Consider the following 17,667-nt stretch of genomic DNA (forward strand, 5'->3'; position numbering starts at 1 on the left):
GCCTAGTTTAGGGGTGGAAAGTTGAAAAGAGTTAGTATACGTACGTGAAAGTGAGATATAAGTAGATATAAAGCTGTTTTATTGTTCATTTAAGCGAATTTTAGTTGATTTAGCCCTTTTTAGTAGGTGTTAATCCCTTTACAGGTTAAGATTAACAGCGTAATATACTTTTCATAATAACTTAATAACCAATTTGCCATTTTTCCATTCGCTGAGTTCCATTTATGGGAACGGGGGAACCACTGTAAGCTGAAGAAGCATGCTTCTTGAGTGAACAGAGTGAGTAACAGGGGTGAATCTTTGAGTATACTTCGTATGCTCTTAGTAGGGCGACTCTCACGTCCGAATCCGTCAGCTAACCTCGTAAGCGTAAGAGAGGTAACGATTGTCGTGCGTGCTATTTGTGTATTTTATTATACCAACTAAGCCAGCGAGAAGAGTCCTCTTCTTGCTGGCTTTTTGTCTTCATAAAGGGCTATACACATTTCGGACGACTAAAAATTGCCCGGAATTCATATGAATGTTGAATAGGCAAACTGGTGTGGGACGACCAGAAGGCAGCGGTATAGCACCGTACTGCTGATGGCGAACACGTTAAGTTAAACTAAAAAACCTTAGTCGCGTCAAATCTAATCATGCTGTAACCTGGCGGCGAGGCTTTGAAGGAGGACCGAAGAAGTGGGCAGTATCTCTATTAGCGAGACCCATGTAAAACGATCATCCAGCATGTCCTTCGCATTGCGATGGAAGCATGAAAACTTGCGTTTGATTTTAAGTCTAGCCATAATTTCAATCGCAATGACTTTCATGTTTTTGGTGTTGTTGTACGGTACGGCTACCAAGAGCGTATCCGTGGTTGTGAATGGACAAGAAACTGTTGTGCAAACGAAGCAATGGGTCCTGCAACGCCTACTGGATGAACAAGCCATAAAGATTGGTGAACACGATGAAATTTCTACTGCACCAACGACAACAATCAAGGGTGGAGACAAAATTGTCATCGAACATGCCTCACCGATTCAATTGACTGCTGATGGAAAGACCACCACTGTTTACACAACTGCAAGAACGGTAGAAAGTGCATTGCAACGTTTACATATTGCACTTGGGGAGCACGATCGTTTATCTCCCGAACCGACAGCCGCTCTGAGCTCAGGCGATGAAATCAAAATCGTCCGTGTGAAAAAAGAGACGGAGGAAGTAACTGAGCCGATTGCGTTCGATACGGAAAAGAAGAGCGACGCATCGCTGCTCAAAGGCAAAGAGCAAGTCGTCCAAGAAGGTAAAGAGGGCGTACTCTTGAAGAAGAAAGAAAAGACTTTCGAAGATGGTGTTTTAGTCGCGGAAGCAGTTGTGGGTGAAGAAGTACAAACAGAAAGTATTAATAAAGTCGTGTCCGTGGGCACGAAAAACCCTGTTGTTGTTCTCTCGTCTTCATCACCTAGTGTGGATGAGGTTTCGAAGAATGGTGTAACATTTGGGTACAAACAAATCCTGAAGAATGTGAAGTTGACTGCCTATTCGGCAGACGTGGCATCTACAGGTAAATCCGAAGGAACTCCTGGTTTCGGTAAAACCTATACAGGAACTACCGTGACAGAAGGCAGAACAATAGCTGTTGATCCTAAAGTTATCCCCCTAGGATGGTGGGTTTACATCGAGGGCATTGGCTTCCGCCGGGCTGAAGACATTGGCAGCGGTGTGAAAGGTCAAATGATTGATGTCTTCTTTGAAGATCATGGTTATGCCAATAAATTCGGAACGAAGCAAGGGTACACCGTGTATGTGGTAGGACCGAAAAAGCCATCTGAAAATTAACGTGTAAACGTCAGTTTCAGCGGGAAGAATGTCATATATACGTTGCCAAGTAACAACTTGGGCGAAAGAAGAGGGGACCCCTCTTCTTTTTCTGCGTTGAATATGAAAGTATAAGCTCTATACTTTAGCTCAACCTTGACAAACGCGCTCGTCCCAGAAGGACGACGGAGTCGTTTATCCTTGGTACTGGGAAGGGAACTGCTTATGATCAAAGAAGTAATTGTCGTCGAAGGCAAGGACGATACAGCTGCTATTCGCCGAGCGGTAGAGGCGGATACGATTGAAACAGGCGGCTCTGCAATTGGACAAGCCGTACTAAAGCGTATTGCACTTGCGCAGCAGCGAAGAGGCGTTATTATATTCACGGATCCGGACCACGCAGGTGAACGGATTCGGAAGATTGTAGCAGCCAAGGTGCCTGGCTGCAAGCATGCCTTCATTACGCAGGAGCAGGCCGAGTACAAGGGGGATATCGGCGTCGAGAATGCGACGCCTGAAACGATCCGTCAGGCCCTACAGAGCCTTCGCACGGAATATGATGGTGCGGTTTCACAGCTGACCATGGAGGATCTCATGGCCGCAGGTTTGATTGTTCATGCTGAGGCGGCTTCTCGCCGGCTGATTGTGGGTAAAGCATTAGGAATTGGCTATTGCAATGGCAAGCAGTTTTATAAGCGCTGTGCAATGTTTCAAATCTCGCGTGAGGAATTTGAGGCGGCTTTGGAGCATTTGGAAGTTGATAAGTAAAGAGTTGAAAACAATGCGTAAGTATTCACTTGTCACCACGTATTGAGGGTTTACAAAGGCGTTGATTAGAAAACGATAAATATCGTAGAGTCGTTTAGCAACTTTATGAACGTAGATGGACTCCAGTAGTTGCCATTGTTGTAGTTTCTACAACATCGCATTCCAATTGGCTATATCAAAGTTGAAGTGGTAGTTCTTACAATATTTTTGACCCATTTTTGGAAAAAAGTCTGGATTTAGTCCCAAGGGTTATATATATTAAGCAAGATGTAATAGTAAAGACGGAATTTGAGCAGCAATTGTTGCACTTCGAGACTGTTGATTCATTGTGCTCTACTCACAACTGGTAGGTATAACTCCAAAATTAGATTTTAGAGTCATTCAGCTTTTGTAAGGGTAGATGGAGTGGTTGCGAATGTTGTATTTTCTACAACAATTCACACGTACAAAGGCTATTTTCAACTTGAAGTTGTAGTTTGTACAACATTTTGAACCCATTTGGTGCGATATGGCCTGTATAGGACCAAATTGTTGTACATGATACAACAACAAAAGGAGAAAGGCGAGATTTAGGCAACAATTGTTGCACTTTCTACAACATCATTCAACCGCCAATATGGATTTATTTGTCCAGCAACCTCAATTGAGCATAGATGACGAATGATCCCGATTTAAGAATGTAGAGCGAGTGAATTGACAGTCTCCTTCCTGCAACATTATCCAACTGAAAGTATGTATTTATCAGTAAACTCTCATGAGATTATATGACTATGCATACCGAACTTCCAGTAAGATTCCATTGTAGAAATAAATTTCATGAGATTTGGCGCAGGGTTTGAAGGCGCATATGAAAGATAATGAATATGAAATTCAGAACCTATAGATAATGAGGTCTATATCATGAATATACCCAACAATGAAGTGATTGTAACAGCAGATGACGTAGCTACACCGAGTAAAACGAAACAAATTATTAAGAGAAATGGTCTGGTGCTCAAAAAGAGCTTGGGTCAAAACTTTTTGATTGACCAAAATATCCTAAGCAAGATTGTCATGGCTGCTGAGCTCGGGCCAAACAAGGCTGCGCTTGAGATCGGCCCCGGCATTGGGGCGCTCACGCAGCAGCTGGCCAAGCTCGCTGGCCGTGTCTTGGCCGTCGAGATCGATCAGCGTCTGCTGCCCATTCTGGCCGAGACGCTGGAGCCCTATCCCCACGCTACAGTCGTCCATGGGGACATTTTGAAGACCGACCTGCCGGAATTGTTCCGGCAGCACTTCGAGGGCATGGACGGCGTCAGTGTCGTCGCCAACCTGCCCTACTACATCACGACACCGATCATCATGAAGCTTCTCGAAGAGAAGCTTCCCTTGGAGAACATCGTCGTGATGATTCAAAAAGAGGTGGCCGACCGCATGGCGGCTCGCCCGGGCACCAAAGATTACGGCAGCCTCAGCATTGCCGTGCAGTTCCACTGCGAGCCGGAGCTTGTCACAATCGTGCCGCGCACCGTCTTCGTGCCGCAGCCGAACGTCGACTCCGCCGTGATCCGGCTGCGTGTGCGCAAAACCCCGCCGGTCGAGGTGGCGGACGTGGACTTCTTCTTCGCCGTTGTTCAGGCGTCCTTCGTCCAGCGGCGCAAAACCCTTTACAACAACCTAGCAGCGCGGTTCTTCACCAAAGAAAATAAGCCTGAGCTGGAAGCTCTGCTGCTCGGCATTAACATAGAGCCTTCGCGTCGCGGCGAAACGCTCAGTATGGAAGAATTCGCGCGCTTGTCGTCGGCTCTTCTCGCGCACGGCTGCAAATAACCCGCACCAAATGCCTAGTCCCGCCATAGGATACCCCTAGGAGGGGATTGTGCTATGAGGCAAGGAGACTTTGTTACCCGTAAATCCTATGGCGGCGACGTCATGTTTAAGATTGAGCGCATAGAGCAGCTGAAGGCTATCCTGCGCGGTGTGGATTATAGGCTGCTCGCGGATGCGCCTTTAGTGGATTTGACCATTTCAAATCCGACGGATGTCATGGATCATCCGCGATCGAGTTCACCCGAATTTCGGGAGTCGCTCCGGCGTCTGGCGGTATCCCAGTTGCAGCTGCAAGAGAAAAACCAACTCTCAATAAACCATAAACAAAATACCGATAAAAGCTACTTCGAAGTGCCTGGCAAAGTGCTGCACCTTGATGGTGATCCTACTTACTTACGTAAAAGTATGCAAATCTATGGGGAATTGCGTGTGCCTGCCGAGGGGTTTTATATTCCTGAAGCACAAATGGCGGATGCTCTTCACAGGCTGCTTCCACAAATTAAGCCGGACATTGTTGTTATTACCGGTCATGACGGAATACTTAAGCAGCGCAAGGGTGGAGGTCCAAGCAACCTTTCCAGCTATAAGAATTCACAAAACTTCGTAAACGCTGTACAGATCGCCAGACAGTATGAGCGTAATCGGGACTCCATGATTATTGTGGCTGGTGCTTGTCAGTCTCATTTTGAGGCCTTACTGAGGGCTGGAGCTAATTTTGCGAGTTCTCCTGCTCGTATCCTCATTCATGCCTTAGATCCGCTTTGTATCGCGGCTAAACTGTCATATACTTCCGTGAAGGAAACCATTTCCATGCTTGATATCGTTGACTTGACGGTGACAGGCTTAGAAGGATTAGGTGGGGTTGAGACGAGAGGCAGCTATCGCATGGGGGTTCCGGGTATTCAACATACGGAAGATCATGCTTAAATATTCCTATGATACATGTAAAAAACAACATGGACCGACAAAACATAGGGTATACAATATCAACACTTACCTGTCATTCGACTCCTTGGAGAGGGCTGACTGGGTAAGTGTTCTTTTTTTAGTGGAAAAGTGTGAATAATTTGCGAACTTTGGAGACAACCTGTAAGAGGGAGATTTCGAAAATTCAGCAAAAATGCCGTTGACAACAGGAATGTGGTGCTGATATAATATTTGACCTCGTTTGACATGCCTGTCTGAATGGGTTATAATTAACTAGGAAAGAGGTGGTAGTTGACAATGGCAAAAAATGCGCTGTTGGAGATCAAACGCAGTTTGGAGCCCCACGTTGGGCAGAAGATCATGTTAAGAGCGAATGGTGGCCGTCGAAAGACTGTCGAGCGTTCTGGTGTTTTAGAAGAAACCTACCCTTCTGTGTTTATTGTGAAATTAGATCAAGAATCCCACGCCTTTAAACGAGTGTCGTACAGCTACGCCGATATCCTTACTGAATCCGTTGAAGTTACCGTGTGTAATGACGATGGACAGGTTCGTATCACCTACATCCAACATTAGCTTAATGCATTCCTATATGAGCAGACCCAGAGGGTCTGTTTTTGCATTTGAATGGACCTTATCGGGTTGGGCATACTATAGCAAAACTCCAAGGAGGTTCCAATTATGAGTCGCAGAAGAGGGATCATGTCCGAAAGCTTTAAATATGAATTAGCCAAAGATCTAGGGTTTTATGATGTGGTGCAGCGTGAGGGTTGGGAGGGCATCCGAACGAAGGATGCAGGGAACATGGTGAAGCGTGCGATCCAAATTGCTCAGGAACAGCTGGTGAAACAGTATAACCCTGCGGCTTCTACCGTCAACCAGACGCAATCAGCGAACAGTCAGCAAAGTAACATTCAACCTAACTATAGTCAGCCTACCTTCAATCAAACTAACTACAGTCAAACTAACTACAGTCAAACTTCTTCCAATCCGTCTAACTACAATCCGTCGAATTATAATCAGTCCAACTATCAATCTGTATCTTCCCAACAACCCTATTCGCAGCCTCAATCAAGCTTTAATCAGAACGTATACAGTGGAACGCAGCAAACGCAATCTTCCTATACACCTGCTGCCTACACACCGAATACGACCAATGTAAATACCTATAGATCTTCTAATCCAATACAACCTAATGCAGCGGTTTTCAATCAAATAATTACTGGATCGCAGGAAGAAACGCAAGCGGGACAGCGTCCCTTCTACAGCTAAAGCGAATGCTTTAGCTTTTTTTTTGCGCTTTTGTTATAATATTTTAACGGCAAACGAGCAAAAGAAGGTGATCTGATGAAGATTTTTGAAAAAGCACCGGCTAAAATCAATTTATCCCTTGATGTTTTACATAAAAGATCGGACGGTTACCATGAAGTTGAGATGGTCATGACAATGGTAGATCTAGCAGATCGGATCGAAATGCAGGAGCTTTCGCGGGACACCATCATCATTTCCAGTCAGGCGGGTTATATTCCGCTCGATGAGAAGAACTTAGCCTTTCAGGCGGCACGCCTTATCAAAGATCGATACGACGTCAAACAGGGTGTGTACATCCACTTGGACAAGCAGATCCCCGTAGCAGCGGGTCTAGCAGGGGGCAGCAGCGATGCGGCAGCTACACTTAGAGGTTTGAATCGGCTCTGGAACTTAAACATCCCTATGGAAGAGCTGCAGGTGCTTGGAGCGGAGCTTGGCTCGGATGTACCCTTTTGTGTAACGGGAGGGACGGCTGTCGCTAGAGGACGTGGAGAGAAGCTGGAAGCGATCGTTTCGCCGCCTCAGTGCTGGGTCGTACTTGCGAAGCCGCCTATCAATGTGTCCACATCGGAGATTTACGGGAAGCTGAATGCTCGGGAGATTAAGCATCATCCTTCGACGGAAGGTGTGCTAAACGCGATTCGGGAGAAGCGATTCGATCAGCTTTGCGGAAGCCTCGGCAATGTGCTTGAGGAAGTGACGCTGGACCTTTATCCTGAGGTGAGACATCTCAAAGAATGCATGCAGAGGCTTGGTGCGGATGGTGTGTTGATGTCGGGCAGCGGGCCGACGGTATTCGGTCTTGTATCCAAGGAAGCGAAAGTGCCCCGCATTTATAACGGACTGCGTGGATTTTGTAAGGACGTTTACGCAGTGCGGATGTTGACGTAGATGAAGTAGGACGGTTGCAGGGCCCGCGAAGGGCTCTTTTTCATTGAATAGAAGGTGGACTATGATTCCAGCCACTCCATAAACTGTGTCAGATTGATGTTAAGTTGATGTTAATATAATTTTCATGAGAAGCTTGAATAAATACGTATAAAAATGGTATATTTTCATTATAATATTCGGATTTTTGGGGGTAGTGCGATGAAAAAGTTGAAAAGGAGCGCTAGGCTGGTGGAAATGACGCAATATTTGTTATTCCGCCCCCATTCGTTAATCCCTTTAACGACTTTTGCCGAGCGTTACAACTCTGCTAAATCCTCCATTAGTGAAGATTTAGCGATCATCAAGGAAGTATTTGAAGAAGAAGGACTAGGCGAGCTGAATACGCTTGCTGGGGCTGCTGGAGGTGTGAAGTTTTCACCAAAAGTGCCTAAGGAAGTATCACTGAAATTTATACAGAACCTTTGTTTACAACTGCAGCAGCCAGAACGGATTCTTCCAGGCGGTTATTTGTATATGTCAGATATTATGGGGCAGCCCCAATATTTGAATGAAATTGGCAAGACATTTGCATCCGCTTTCGCTGGTCGTGATATTGATGTAATTATGACCGTAGAAACGAAAGGCATTCCACTCGCTTATGCGACGGCAACTTATATGAATCTGCCTGTTGTGATTGTCCGCAGGGACAGTCGTGTGACGGAAGGGTCAGCGGTTAGCATCAACTATGTTTCAGGTTCCAACAAGCGGATCCAGACGATGTCACTCGCTAGGCGTGCTTTGAAAGAAGAGTCAAAGGTGCTTATCATTGATGATTTCATGCATGTTGGAGGTACCATCCACGGTATGATGGATTTGTTAGCGGAATTCAAAGCCTCGGTTCAAGGGGTTGGTGTATTCATGGAGTCTTGTGAGGTTGAAGAGCATTTGGTCGATCACTACGTATCGCTTGCTCGTTTATACGGCGTAGATTCCAAGACGAAACAAATCACGGTAGAGCCAGGCAACTATTTTGACAGTAAAAAAGGAGATTCGTAAAACGATGGAATTTATTTCAACAACAGCAGCACCTGCTGCTATCGGACCTTACTCGCAAGCAGTAAAGCTTGGTAACATTCTCTTTACTTCTGGACAAATTCCACTTGGCTTGGATGGACAGATTGTACAGGGTGGAATCAAGGAACAAGCCCATCAAGTGTTCGCGAATTTGAAGGGAGTGCTTGAAGCAGCAGGTTCATCATTTGATCAAGTTGTGAAAGCGACGGTTTTTTTGAAGGATATGAATCAGTTTGCAGAGCTGAATGAAATTTATGGTTCGTACTTCGGTGACCACAAACCGGCTAGATCTACTGTCGAAGTGGCCAGATTACCCCGCGATGTTTTTGTCGAAATCGAGTTAATTGCTGTGATTTCTGTCGAAATTTAACAGTAACATTAAGATTGTATAAAATTATCGAAAATTTCAAAAAAAGAAGAAGGAATTTGCACGACGATGTGGAATATTACACCCAAGTCTCAGAGATGGAAAAAGGTGGTGAACACAAGTGCAAATTACAGATGTAAGACTCCGCCGGGTCAACTCCGAGGGGAGGATGAAGGCGATTGCTTCCATTACCATTGATAACGAGTTCGTCGTTCATGACATACGTGTCATCGACGGTAATAATGGGATGTTCGTGGCTATGCCAAGCAAACGAACACCGGATGGTGAATTCCGTGATATCGCTCATCCGATTTCTTCCACAACACGTGAGAAAATTCAAGCGGCTGTACTAGCTGAATACGATCGCGCGGCTGTAGAAGAAGAGGTAATTGAAGAAGGCGCATAATTCAGATTATTGAGAGAGCCCTTGGGCTCTCTTTTCTTTTGGGTGGTATTGATGCTATATTTGGTTGAAGAACTCATCAATTATACATATAGTAGTGTGTAACTATTTATATTAAAGGGGTTGAATGTTAGTTGAAACTCATGGGGATCGTACTGGCCGCAGGACAAGGTAAACGCATGAAATCGAAGCTATACAAGGTGCTTCATCCGGTTGTAGGTAAGCCAATGGTGGAACACGTTGTGGACACGCTGCAGCATATAGAAGTAACAAAAACACTCGTCATTGTTGGATTCGGGGCCGAAGCCGTGAAGGGACATCTGGGAGATCGAGTGGAGTACGCTTTACAGGAGCAGCAGTTGGGAACGGGTCATGCTGTTCTTCAAGCGAAGGATGCTCTTGGCGAAGAGGAAGGGATGACTGTTGTCATTTGCGGTGATACACCGTTGATTTCGGAAGCCACCTTGATGAGCACCATTGAGCTGCATGAGCTGTCTGGAGCGTCTGCGACAATTCTTACAGCCAAACTCGATGAGCCGCATGGTTATGGACGCATTATTCGCGGTGAAGACGGCCGAGTAGCACGGATTGTCGAGCAGAAGGACTGCAGCAGCGAGGAAGCAGCAGTTCAGGAGATCAACACAGGCACTTATATTTTCGATAATCGGAAACTGTTCAAGGCCTTAGCGTCGGTTACGAACAATAATACGCAAAATGAATACTATCTGACTGATGTCATTGGGATTATGACAGGCGGAGGAGAAGTTGTTCAAGGCTATTGCATGGAGGACAGCGCAGAATCGATCGGTGTGAACGATCGTGTGGCACTTGCTGAAGCCGAGCGGTTATTCAAAGCGCGTATTAACCGTGAGCACATGCTGAACGGGGTTACGATTGTAGATCCATTGAATACGTATATTGAGAAAGATGTTACCATCGGCATGGATACGGTACTGCTGCCGGGTACTATTTTACGGGGTCGTACGGTTATTGGGGAACAATGTACAATTGGACCGCAAACGGAAATTATCGACTCGACGATTAGGGATGAGGTTACGATTAAACAATCCGTCCTTCAGGATGCCTATGTGGATAATGAGGCCAGTGTGGGGCCGTTTGCTTATTTGAGACCTGGCGCTAATATTGGGAAGCAAGTGAAAATTGGCGACTTTGTTGAGATTAAGAACGCGACACTAGGTGAGGGATCGAAAGTTTCTCATTTAAGCTATGTAGGGGATGCTGTTGTTGGTACGAATGTAAACATCGGCTGCGGCGCCATTACCGTGAACTATGACGGATTCAATAAGAGTTTAACGGAAATTGGCGATGATGCCTTTGTGGGCAGTAATGTGAATTTGATTGCTCCTGTGAAAATCGGCAAGGGCGCATATGTTGTTGCAGGTTCAACAATTACACATTCCGTAGATGATGGGGATCTAGCAATTGCCCGGGAGAGACAATCGAACAAGTCTGGCTATGCCGATAAAATTAGAGCGCGGGCTAAAGCGAAGAAGGAAAATAAACAAAACAAAGAGTAATTCACAACATAGGAACGGTAAATCTCACTTTGTGAGGATGAAATTGGATGGAACTTCTTGAGGTTGGGTAGGCTATGAACTAGCTGTTATCCACTTGGCACTGCTTATTCAAGCGAGGTGCTGAGCAAAACCCTTAGGAGGTTCTTTTTCTTATGGCATTTTCATTAAAAGCGGAATCCCGCAAAGAAACAACGAAATCAGATATTAAACAACTGCGTATCCAAGGTAGAATACCTGCAGTTGTATATGGCCAAAAGGTGGGCTCTGCGGTCATTACGGTTGATCAAAAAGAATTACTAGCGCTGTTGCGCCAAAATCCTCATGCTATTATTGATTTGGATATGCCAGACGGAAGTGGCAAGCAACCCGTGATGATCCACGAGATCCAGCGTGACAAACTTAAACGAGAGCGGCTGCTACATATCGATTTTCATCAAATTAATATGGATGAGCCTGTTAAAACGATTGTTAGCTTGGAATTCATTGGTGAGGCTGAAGGGGCCAAAGAAGGCGGCATTGTTCAAATTCAGATGCATGAGCTGGAGATTCGATGCTTGCCCAATCAGATCCCAAGTTCGATCAAGGTGGACATTTCGAACATCGGACTCGGAGATAACTTATTAGTAAACCAACTCACTATCCCTGCGGGAATTGAAGTGAAGTCTGAGTCTAATGATTTAATTCTCACGATTCTTGCGCCTCAGAAAGAGACTGCTGTAGAAGAGCCAGCAAATAATGAAGAGAAGGTTGGACAAGCGGAAACATCGAACGAGGCTGCGACTGAAGGCCAGCCGGTATAGATCAAACGAACGACAAGGAACCCTCACATCTATGTAGAGGGTGTCCTTTATTACTGTGTTGTAAGCGCTTAATATCCGGGCCGCGAAAGAAAAACGTGAGTATTTCGGTTGTAGAATGTATTATTTACTTTGATAAAATACAAGGTGTAGATTTCAATGAAGCCTATATCCTTATGTACATTTTGATAGTATACTTGGACGGGAATACAGGATTCAGCATGATCTTGAAAATGAAGATCGGTTGTAAGCTGTTGACCATTTAAATACATATGACTGATTCACCCACAGCTTTAAATTTGATGGTTCGTTCTCATATAGGTAAACAATAACCTCTAGATGATGGTTCCGCAAAGGATTTTTTAGTTTAACTTTAGGAGGATTTAGAAAAAAATGAAATGTTTTATTGGACTGGGTAATCCGGGAAAACAATATGAGATGAATCGACACAATGTTGGTTTCATGGCCATTGACCGTTTTGCTGCCAAATGGGGTATTACTTCTTTTCAAAATAAAAGTAAGGGTCTTCTAGGCGAAGGTGTGGTCAATGGAACGAAGGTATATTTACTTAAACCGATGACTTATATGAATCTTTCGGGCGAATCCATGCGAGCGTTCTTGGACTTTTATAAAGCAAAACTGGAAGACGTTATGATTGTTTATGATGATATGGATACATCATTCGGTCAAATTCGACTCCGTTATCAAGGCAGCCCTGGCGGTCATAATGGAATTAAATCTATTATTCAGCATGCTGGTACTCAAAGCTTCAACCGAATTCGAGTGGGTGTGAACAGGCCAGCGCCCGGCTATAATATTGCCGATTATGTCTTATCTAACTTTTCCAAGGACGAGATGAAATCGATAGATGAGGTACTGGACCTCACTTGCGAAGCCATGCTGTTCAGTCTGAGTGAGTCATTCGAAAAGACGATGGCGAAGTTCAATAAATAAGTGAAGTCATCTGCTTCAGACTCATTGTATGCAAGTTCGCTATTCGAAAATGACAATGGCACATTCGGCTAATTTCTCTGAAGAATGGTCATACTAGGATGTAATCGAATAGTCGAAGGAGGCATACATATATGATTAAGTATATTTGCAGACATTGTCATACCTTTGTTGGGGAAATTAATCAGGAATCGATCACGGAGCAGCAGTTAGGCTTCCATTTCTTGACCCCCGATGAGCGTAGAGATATAATATCGTATAACACGAATGGAGATGTTACGGTAAGGGTCGTTTGTGACTACTGTCGTGAGGCGCTAGATGCAAACCCAGAACTGTCCCTGCTGGCAAGTCCGTTGCAGTAAAATTGATGAAGATAAAGAGTTAATAGCCGAGGCAAGTGTGCCGAGGCTTCTTTTTGTGAGGGGAGTGTACTTGTTTGCAAGCTTTAATTCAAGCTTTTTCTACGGATAGCGACTTTCAAACGATCGTGACAGGCCTCAGGTCCGAAATGAAAGAGCAGCTCGTTGCCGGACTCACCGGTTCCTCCAGGCAGGTAATGATTGCCACTCTTGCGCGAGAGTTAGCGCGCCCGCTGTTCATTGTTACTCACAATATGTTCGCCGCTCAGAAAATAGCGGAGGATTTACTAGAATGTCTATCACCAGATGAAGTGCTGCTCTACCCATCTCAAGAACTTCTGACGACAGAAGAAGCGGCTTCCAGCCCTGAGATGCTAGCGCAGCGTATTGACGTTCTCACCAAGTTAGCTGGCGGTTTCCGTGGAGTTGTGATTGCGCCTTTTGCTGGGGTGCGTCGATTGCTTCCGCTCAAGCAAGTATTCGAGGAATCCCGCGTTACGATCAACGTAGGGGATACCGTGCAATTGGATGAGCTCCTAGGCGCTTTATCCAGTCTGGGTTACGAGCGCGTGGAGCGGGTTGAGACCAAAGGTGAAATGAGCGTACGCGGCGGAATTCTGGATTTATTTCCGCTAACGTCGGAGAACGCCATTCGGATTGAGCTGTTCGATGTCGAAGTTGATTCTATTCGTACTTTTGATGTAAGTGACCAGCGTTCAATTGATAAATTAAACGCGATAACGATTCCCCCTTGCCGCGAGATTCAAGCGGATAGAAAGCGGTTACAATCGGCCGCGCAGCATGCTTATGAGCTGCTTCAAGCGCAGCTGGAGAAAATGACGGACCGATCAGCCAAAGACAAACTGCTCGAAGGCATCGGACATGATATTGAACTGCTTCGTGAAGGGCAGACGTTCCCTGGTATTTATAAATATATTTCGCTTTTATATACGGAAAGACAGACCCTCATGGACTACATGCCTAAGGATACTGTGCTTATCATCGACGAACCTGCCCGATTGCTGGAGACAGCAAAGCAGCTGGAACGTGACGAGGCTGAGTGGATGATGCATGCGCTGACAGAGGGGAAGAGCTTGCCGGCTTTTGTGCTGTCCAAATCGTATGAAACTCTGCTGCATCGCAGACCTTTCCCGACATTATATGTATCGCTATTCCTGCGCCAAGTTGCTGGGATTCAACCGCAAAATATCGTTAACTTCGTTTGCCGCGTCATGCAAAACTTCCATGGACAAATGAATCTCCTCAAAGCGGAGATGGAACGCTGGAAGAAAAATGGAAGCAATGTCATTTTGCTGGCAAACGGGGAGGACCGTGCTGAACGTGTCCGGCGGGTGCTTCAGGATTACCAAATTGACGTCCCCGAAATTGTTGATGGGAATCTGCAGACAGGGTTTGAAATGCCTTCGATCCATTTGGTCGTCATCACGGAAGGCGAGATATTCACACAGAAACAGCGTAAAGCACGTAAGGTCGAGAAGAAGCTGGAGAACGCTGAGCGTATCAAAAGCTATCAAGAGCTTAAGGTTGGCGATTATGTTGTTCACGTAAATCATGGGATCGGGAAGTATGTTGGGATCGGCACCTTGGAAGTGGGCGGTATCCACAAGGATTACCTCCACATCATGTATGCTGGCGGCGACAAACTGTCCGTACCGATTGACCAGATTGATTTGATCCAGAAATATGTAGGTTCCGAAGAGAAGGAACCGAAGGTTTATAAGCTCGGAGGCGCTGACTGGGCTAGAGTGAAGAGCAAGGCGCGGGCATCCGTTAAGGATATTGCCGATGAGCTGATCAAGCTCTATGCAGAGCGCCAAGCGGCAACTGGCTACGGATTTAGTAAAGACAGCTCCTATCAAAACGAATTTGAAGCGATGTTCCCTTACGATGAAACGCGGGATCAGCTCCGCGCGATCGAAGAAATTAAGGGAGACATGGAGAAAGCGCGTCCGATGGATCGTTTGCTTTGCGGCGACGTGGGCTATGGGAAGACGGAAGTTGCGGTACGCGCGGCCTTCAAGGCAGCGATTGACGGCAAGCAGGTTGCTGTATTGGTGCCGACGACGATTTTGGCACAGCAGCATTACGAAACATTCCGTGAACGGTTCTCAGGCTATCCTTTTAACGTAAAAGTACTAAGTCGTTTCCGCTCCAAGAAGGAGCAGACCGAAGTTATGAAAGGCGTCAAGAAAGGGACGGTTGACGTTGTTATTGGTACTCACCGGCTATTGTCTCAGGACGTGCAGTTCAAAGATCTTGGTTTACTGATCGTCGATGAGGAACAGCGTTTTGGCGTGTCCCACAAAGAAAAGCTGAAACGTCTCAAGACGAATGTGGACGTGCTAACCCTGACGGCAACACCGATTCCGAGAACTTTACACATGTCCATGTTAGGTGTTCGTGATTTATCGGTCATCGAGACTCCGCCGGAAAATCGTTTCCCTGTCCAGACTTATGTGGTCGAGTACGGACCAACGTTGGTTCGAGAGGCGATTGAGCGGGAATTAGCGCGTGAAGGTCAAGTATATTATTTATATAACCGTGTACAAGGTATTACCCAAATCGCTGATCAGATCTCCATGATGATTCCGGATGCCCGCGTTACTGTGGCACATGGACAAATGGGCGAGCAGGAGCTGGAGAAGACGATCCTTGATTTCCTCGATGGGGAATACGATGTGCTGGTAAGCACTAGTATTATCGAGACGGGTGTCGATATTCCGAATGTCAACACACTGATTGTTCACGATGCGGATAAAATGGGGCTGTCCCAGCTCTATCAGCTGCGTGGACGAGTAGGACGTTCTAATCGCGTAGCGTATGCTTATTTCACGTATCAGCGTGATAAAGTGCTTACGGAAGTGGCGGAGAAACGCCTTCAAGCGATTAAAGAGTTTACAGAACTTGGATCAGGCTTTAAAATTGCGATGAGGGATTTATCTATTCGTGGTGCTGGTAATTTGCTTGGCGCAGAGCAGCATGGTTTCATTGCATCTGTCGGATTTGATTTATACTCCCAAATGCTAGCAGAAGAAATTGCAAAGCTGAAACTAGAAATAGATGGGGAAGCGGTCATTCCGGAACCGGAGTGGAATACTTCCATCGATATACAATTGGATGCGTACTTACCATCCGACTACATCTACGACAGCATGCAAAAAATCGAAATCTACAAAAAAGTGGCCGCCATTCGAACGTTGGAAGAAGCCGCGGATCTGCATGATGAGCTTGTTGATCGTTTCGGCGATCTGCCGCAGGCCGTGTTCAACTTACTGTCAGTGGCTCGTTTGAAAGCATACGGTTCGGAGTACCGGATAGAAACGATCAGCCAAAAAGGGGATGATTACCTAATCAAGGTGCATATTGACCAGAATGGCAGGCTGGAAGGACAAAAGCTAATCGCATTGTCCAAAGGCTTTGATGGTCGAATCAAGTTGAACGCGGACCCGCAGCTTCATATCGTTATTCGATGTAAAGGCATGAAACCAGAAGCTTCCATCGAATTGGTGGAGAAGTTTCTGGTACAATATAAGGATGTTCTGAAAACGAAAGGGGAATTACAGGATGTTGCCAAATGATACTAGTAAACAACGACGTTTTTCGAAAAAATGGATTTTAAGCATGGTAGCATTGCTCCTTGCATTTTCAGTGCTAAGTGCATGTGGAAGTAAAAAGGAAGGTGCAGCAACAGCTTCACCTTCACCTGCCTCTACTGCAGCGGCCACAGGTAACCCGAGTGACGTGATTGCTACGTATAAAGAGGGCGGTAAAATTACACGAGGCGAGTTTAACTCTTTCATCAGTGTGAACAAAATGTTCTCACCGCAGCTGGCGCAATTCATGACAGACCCTGCTTTTCAACAAGATATGTTGAAGCAAATGGTTACTTTCCGTGTTCTGTCTGCCAAAGCGGATGATAAAGTGAAAGCTGATGCTGACAAACAAGTGACGGAGCAAATGAAAGCCATCACGGATTACTTCGGTAAGCAAGAAGGCGGAATGGACAAGCAGTTAAAAGACAATGGTATCGAGCTTAAGGATATCGAGTCATTAATGAAAATGAGCTTCTACACCATGGGCAGCATGGAGAGTAAAATAACAGATCAAGCTGTTCAGGATTCCTACAAAGAACAAGCAGCTACTCATGCCTTTGATATTGCAACAGTTAGCCATATTCTGATCTCTTTGAAGGATGCAGCTACACAAAAAGATTTGCGTACCAAAGATGAAGCTTTGGCAAGAGCCAAAGAGGTAAAAGGGAAACTGGATAAAGGCGGCGATTTCGCAGCACTTGCGAAAGAATATTCCGACGATCCAGGCTCCAAAGAGGCTGGCGGTACGTATAAAGATGCGGACATCAATCAATGGGTGCCTGAATTCAAACAAGCAGCTAGTACGCTTCCTTTGAACACGATCAGTGATCCTGTTGAATCCTCTTTCGGTTACCACGTCATGAAAGTAGAGTCCAGAAGCACAAAGCCACTGGATGATACGCTCAAAACACAAATCAAATCTCAGCTTGCGGAGAAATCCCTATCTGAATTTGCGGAGAAAGAATATCCGAACTTGATTCAAACCAACAATCTGCCGAAACCAGAAGCGAGCCCGGCTCCAGCTGCAAGTCCGGCAGCAAGCCCGGCGGCAAGTCCAGCTGCAAAGTAAGAACTTACCAGGATGT

The 17,667-nt window shown here is 45.7% G+C and carries 15 protein-coding genes, 1 pseudogene and 1 riboswitch; all 16 genes and pseudogenes read left to right on the top strand.

The features are described from left to right. Positions 1-199 precede the first annotated feature (199 nt). A riboswitch (cyclic di-AMP (ydaO/yuaA leader) is annotated at positions 200-385 on the top strand. A 293-nt stretch (positions 386-678) separates the two neighbouring features. The 16 genes and pseudogenes from ASG85_RS20855 (at position 679) to ASG85_RS20935 (ending at position 17,651) form a co-directional block, all read left to right on the top strand. Further along, positions 679-1,818, top strand: coding sequence for a 3D domain-containing protein (locus ASG85_RS20855; protein ID WP_057303814.1), 1,140 nt, complete (start codon positions 679-681; stop codon positions 1,816-1,818). Positions 1,819-2,022: 204 nt separating this feature from the next. Then, complete coding sequence (rnmV, locus tag ASG85_RS20860) at positions 2,023-2,565, top strand: ribonuclease M5 (RefSeq protein ID WP_057303815.1); 543 nt, start codon at positions 2,023-2,025, stop codon at positions 2,563-2,565. Between the two features lie 900 nt (positions 2,566-3,465). Next, positions 3,466-4,374, top strand: a complete 909-nt coding sequence (gene rsmA, locus ASG85_RS20865) for a 16S rRNA (adenine(1518)-N(6)/adenine(1519)-N(6))-dimethyltransferase RsmA (RefSeq protein ID WP_057303816.1) — start codon at positions 3,466-3,468, stop codon at positions 4,372-4,374. 54 nt (positions 4,375-4,428) lie between these two features. Continuing rightward, a complete protein-coding gene (yabG, locus tag ASG85_RS20870; protein ID WP_057303817.1) occupies positions 4,429-5,301 on the top strand; it encodes a sporulation peptidase YabG in 873 nt (290 codons plus the stop codon). 297 nt (positions 5,302-5,598) lie between these two features. Continuing rightward, complete coding sequence (gene veg, locus ASG85_RS20875) at positions 5,599-5,874, top strand: biofilm formation stimulator Veg (protein ID WP_028557365.1); 276 nt, start codon at positions 5,599-5,601, stop codon at positions 5,872-5,874. 105 nt (positions 5,875-5,979) lie between these two features. Beyond that, positions 5,980-6,150: pseudogene (locus ASG85_RS20880) on the top strand (small, acid-soluble spore protein, alpha/beta type); the annotation flags it as partial. A gap of 495 nt (positions 6,151-6,645) precedes the next feature. Then, the gene (ispE, locus tag ASG85_RS20885; RefSeq protein ID WP_057303819.1) at positions 6,646-7,500 is read left to right on the top strand and encodes a 4-(cytidine 5'-diphospho)-2-C-methyl-D-erythritol kinase; all 855 of its coding nucleotides are present in this window, start codon (positions 6,646-6,648) and stop codon (positions 7,498-7,500) included. A 198-nt stretch (positions 7,501-7,698) separates the two neighbouring features. Continuing rightward, on the top strand, positions 7,699-8,535 hold the full coding sequence (purR, locus tag ASG85_RS20890) for a pur operon repressor (protein ID WP_029198001.1): 837 nt from the start codon (positions 7,699-7,701) through the stop codon (positions 8,533-8,535). A gap of 4 nt (positions 8,536-8,539) precedes the next feature. Beyond that, positions 8,540-8,923, top strand: a complete 384-nt coding sequence (locus ASG85_RS20895; RefSeq protein ID WP_060647658.1) for a RidA family protein — start codon at positions 8,540-8,542, stop codon at positions 8,921-8,923. 118 nt (positions 8,924-9,041) lie between these two features. Beyond that, entirely contained in the window at positions 9,042-9,326 is a 285-nt protein-coding gene (spoVG, locus tag ASG85_RS20900) for a septation regulator SpoVG (protein WP_028557369.1), read from the top strand. A 131-nt stretch (positions 9,327-9,457) separates the two neighbouring features. Then, the gene (glmU, locus tag ASG85_RS20905) at positions 9,458-10,861 is read left to right on the top strand and encodes a bifunctional UDP-N-acetylglucosamine diphosphorylase/glucosamine-1-phosphate N-acetyltransferase GlmU (RefSeq protein ID WP_057303820.1); all 1,404 of its coding nucleotides are present in this window, start codon (positions 9,458-9,460) and stop codon (positions 10,859-10,861) included. A 152-nt stretch (positions 10,862-11,013) separates the two neighbouring features. Next, positions 11,014-11,661, top strand: coding sequence for a 50S ribosomal protein L25 (locus tag ASG85_RS20910; RefSeq protein ID WP_057303821.1), 648 nt, complete (start codon positions 11,014-11,016; stop codon positions 11,659-11,661). 390 nt (positions 11,662-12,051) lie between these two features. After that, positions 12,052-12,612, top strand: a complete 561-nt coding sequence (gene pth, locus ASG85_RS20920; protein ID WP_057303823.1) for an aminoacyl-tRNA hydrolase — start codon at positions 12,052-12,054, stop codon at positions 12,610-12,612. Between the two features lie 131 nt (positions 12,613-12,743). Further along, complete coding sequence (locus ASG85_RS20925; RefSeq protein WP_057303824.1) at positions 12,744-12,971, top strand: anti-sigma-F factor Fin family protein; 228 nt, start codon at positions 12,744-12,746, stop codon at positions 12,969-12,971. 74 nt (positions 12,972-13,045) lie between these two features. Continuing rightward, a complete protein-coding gene (gene mfd, locus ASG85_RS20930) occupies positions 13,046-16,567 on the top strand; it encodes a transcription-repair coupling factor (RefSeq protein WP_057303825.1) in 3,522 nt (1,173 codons plus the stop codon). Further along, entirely contained in the window at positions 16,554-17,651 is a 1,098-nt protein-coding gene (locus tag ASG85_RS20935; protein WP_060647659.1) for a peptidylprolyl isomerase, read from the top strand. Before mfd ends, ASG85_RS20935 begins: the two co-directional genes overlap by 14 nt. Positions 17,652-17,667 lie beyond the last annotated feature (16 nt).

Source organism: Paenibacillus sp. Soil724D2 (genome assembly GCF_001427935.1).
GTDB lineage: Bacteria > Bacillota > Bacilli > Paenibacillales > NBRC-103111 > Paenibacillus_E.

Excerpts from the sequence above, each read along its gene's own strand:
- rnmV (WP_057303815.1), top strand. The coding sequence starts at position 2,023 with ATGATCAAAGAAGTAATTGTCGTCGAAGGCAAGGACGATACAGCTGCT.
- rsmA (WP_057303816.1), top strand. The coding sequence starts at position 3,466 with ATGAATATACCCAACAATGAAGTGATTGTAACAGCAGATGACGTAGCT.
- yabG (WP_057303817.1), top strand. The coding sequence starts at position 4,429 with ATGAGGCAAGGAGACTTTGTTACCCGTAAATCCTATGGCGGCGACGTC.
- veg (WP_028557365.1), top strand. The coding sequence starts at position 5,599 with ATGGCAAAAAATGCGCTGTTGGAGATCAAACGCAGTTTGGAGCCCCAC.
- ispE (WP_057303819.1), top strand. The coding sequence starts at position 6,646 with ATGAAGATTTTTGAAAAAGCACCGGCTAAAATCAATTTATCCCTTGAT.
- purR (WP_029198001.1), top strand. The coding sequence starts at position 7,699 with ATGAAAAAGTTGAAAAGGAGCGCTAGGCTGGTGGAAATGACGCAATAT.
- ASG85_RS20895 (WP_060647658.1), top strand. The coding sequence starts at position 8,540 with ATGGAATTTATTTCAACAACAGCAGCACCTGCTGCTATCGGACCTTAC.
- ASG85_RS20910 (WP_057303821.1), top strand. The coding sequence starts at position 11,014 with ATGGCATTTTCATTAAAAGCGGAATCCCGCAAAGAAACAACGAAATCA.
- pth (WP_057303823.1), top strand. The coding sequence starts at position 12,052 with ATGAAATGTTTTATTGGACTGGGTAATCCGGGAAAACAATATGAGATG.
- ASG85_RS20925 (WP_057303824.1), top strand. The coding sequence starts at position 12,744 with ATGATTAAGTATATTTGCAGACATTGTCATACCTTTGTTGGGGAAATT.
- ASG85_RS20935 (WP_060647659.1), top strand. The coding sequence starts at position 16,554 with ATGTTGCCAAATGATACTAGTAAACAACGACGTTTTTCGAAAAAATGG.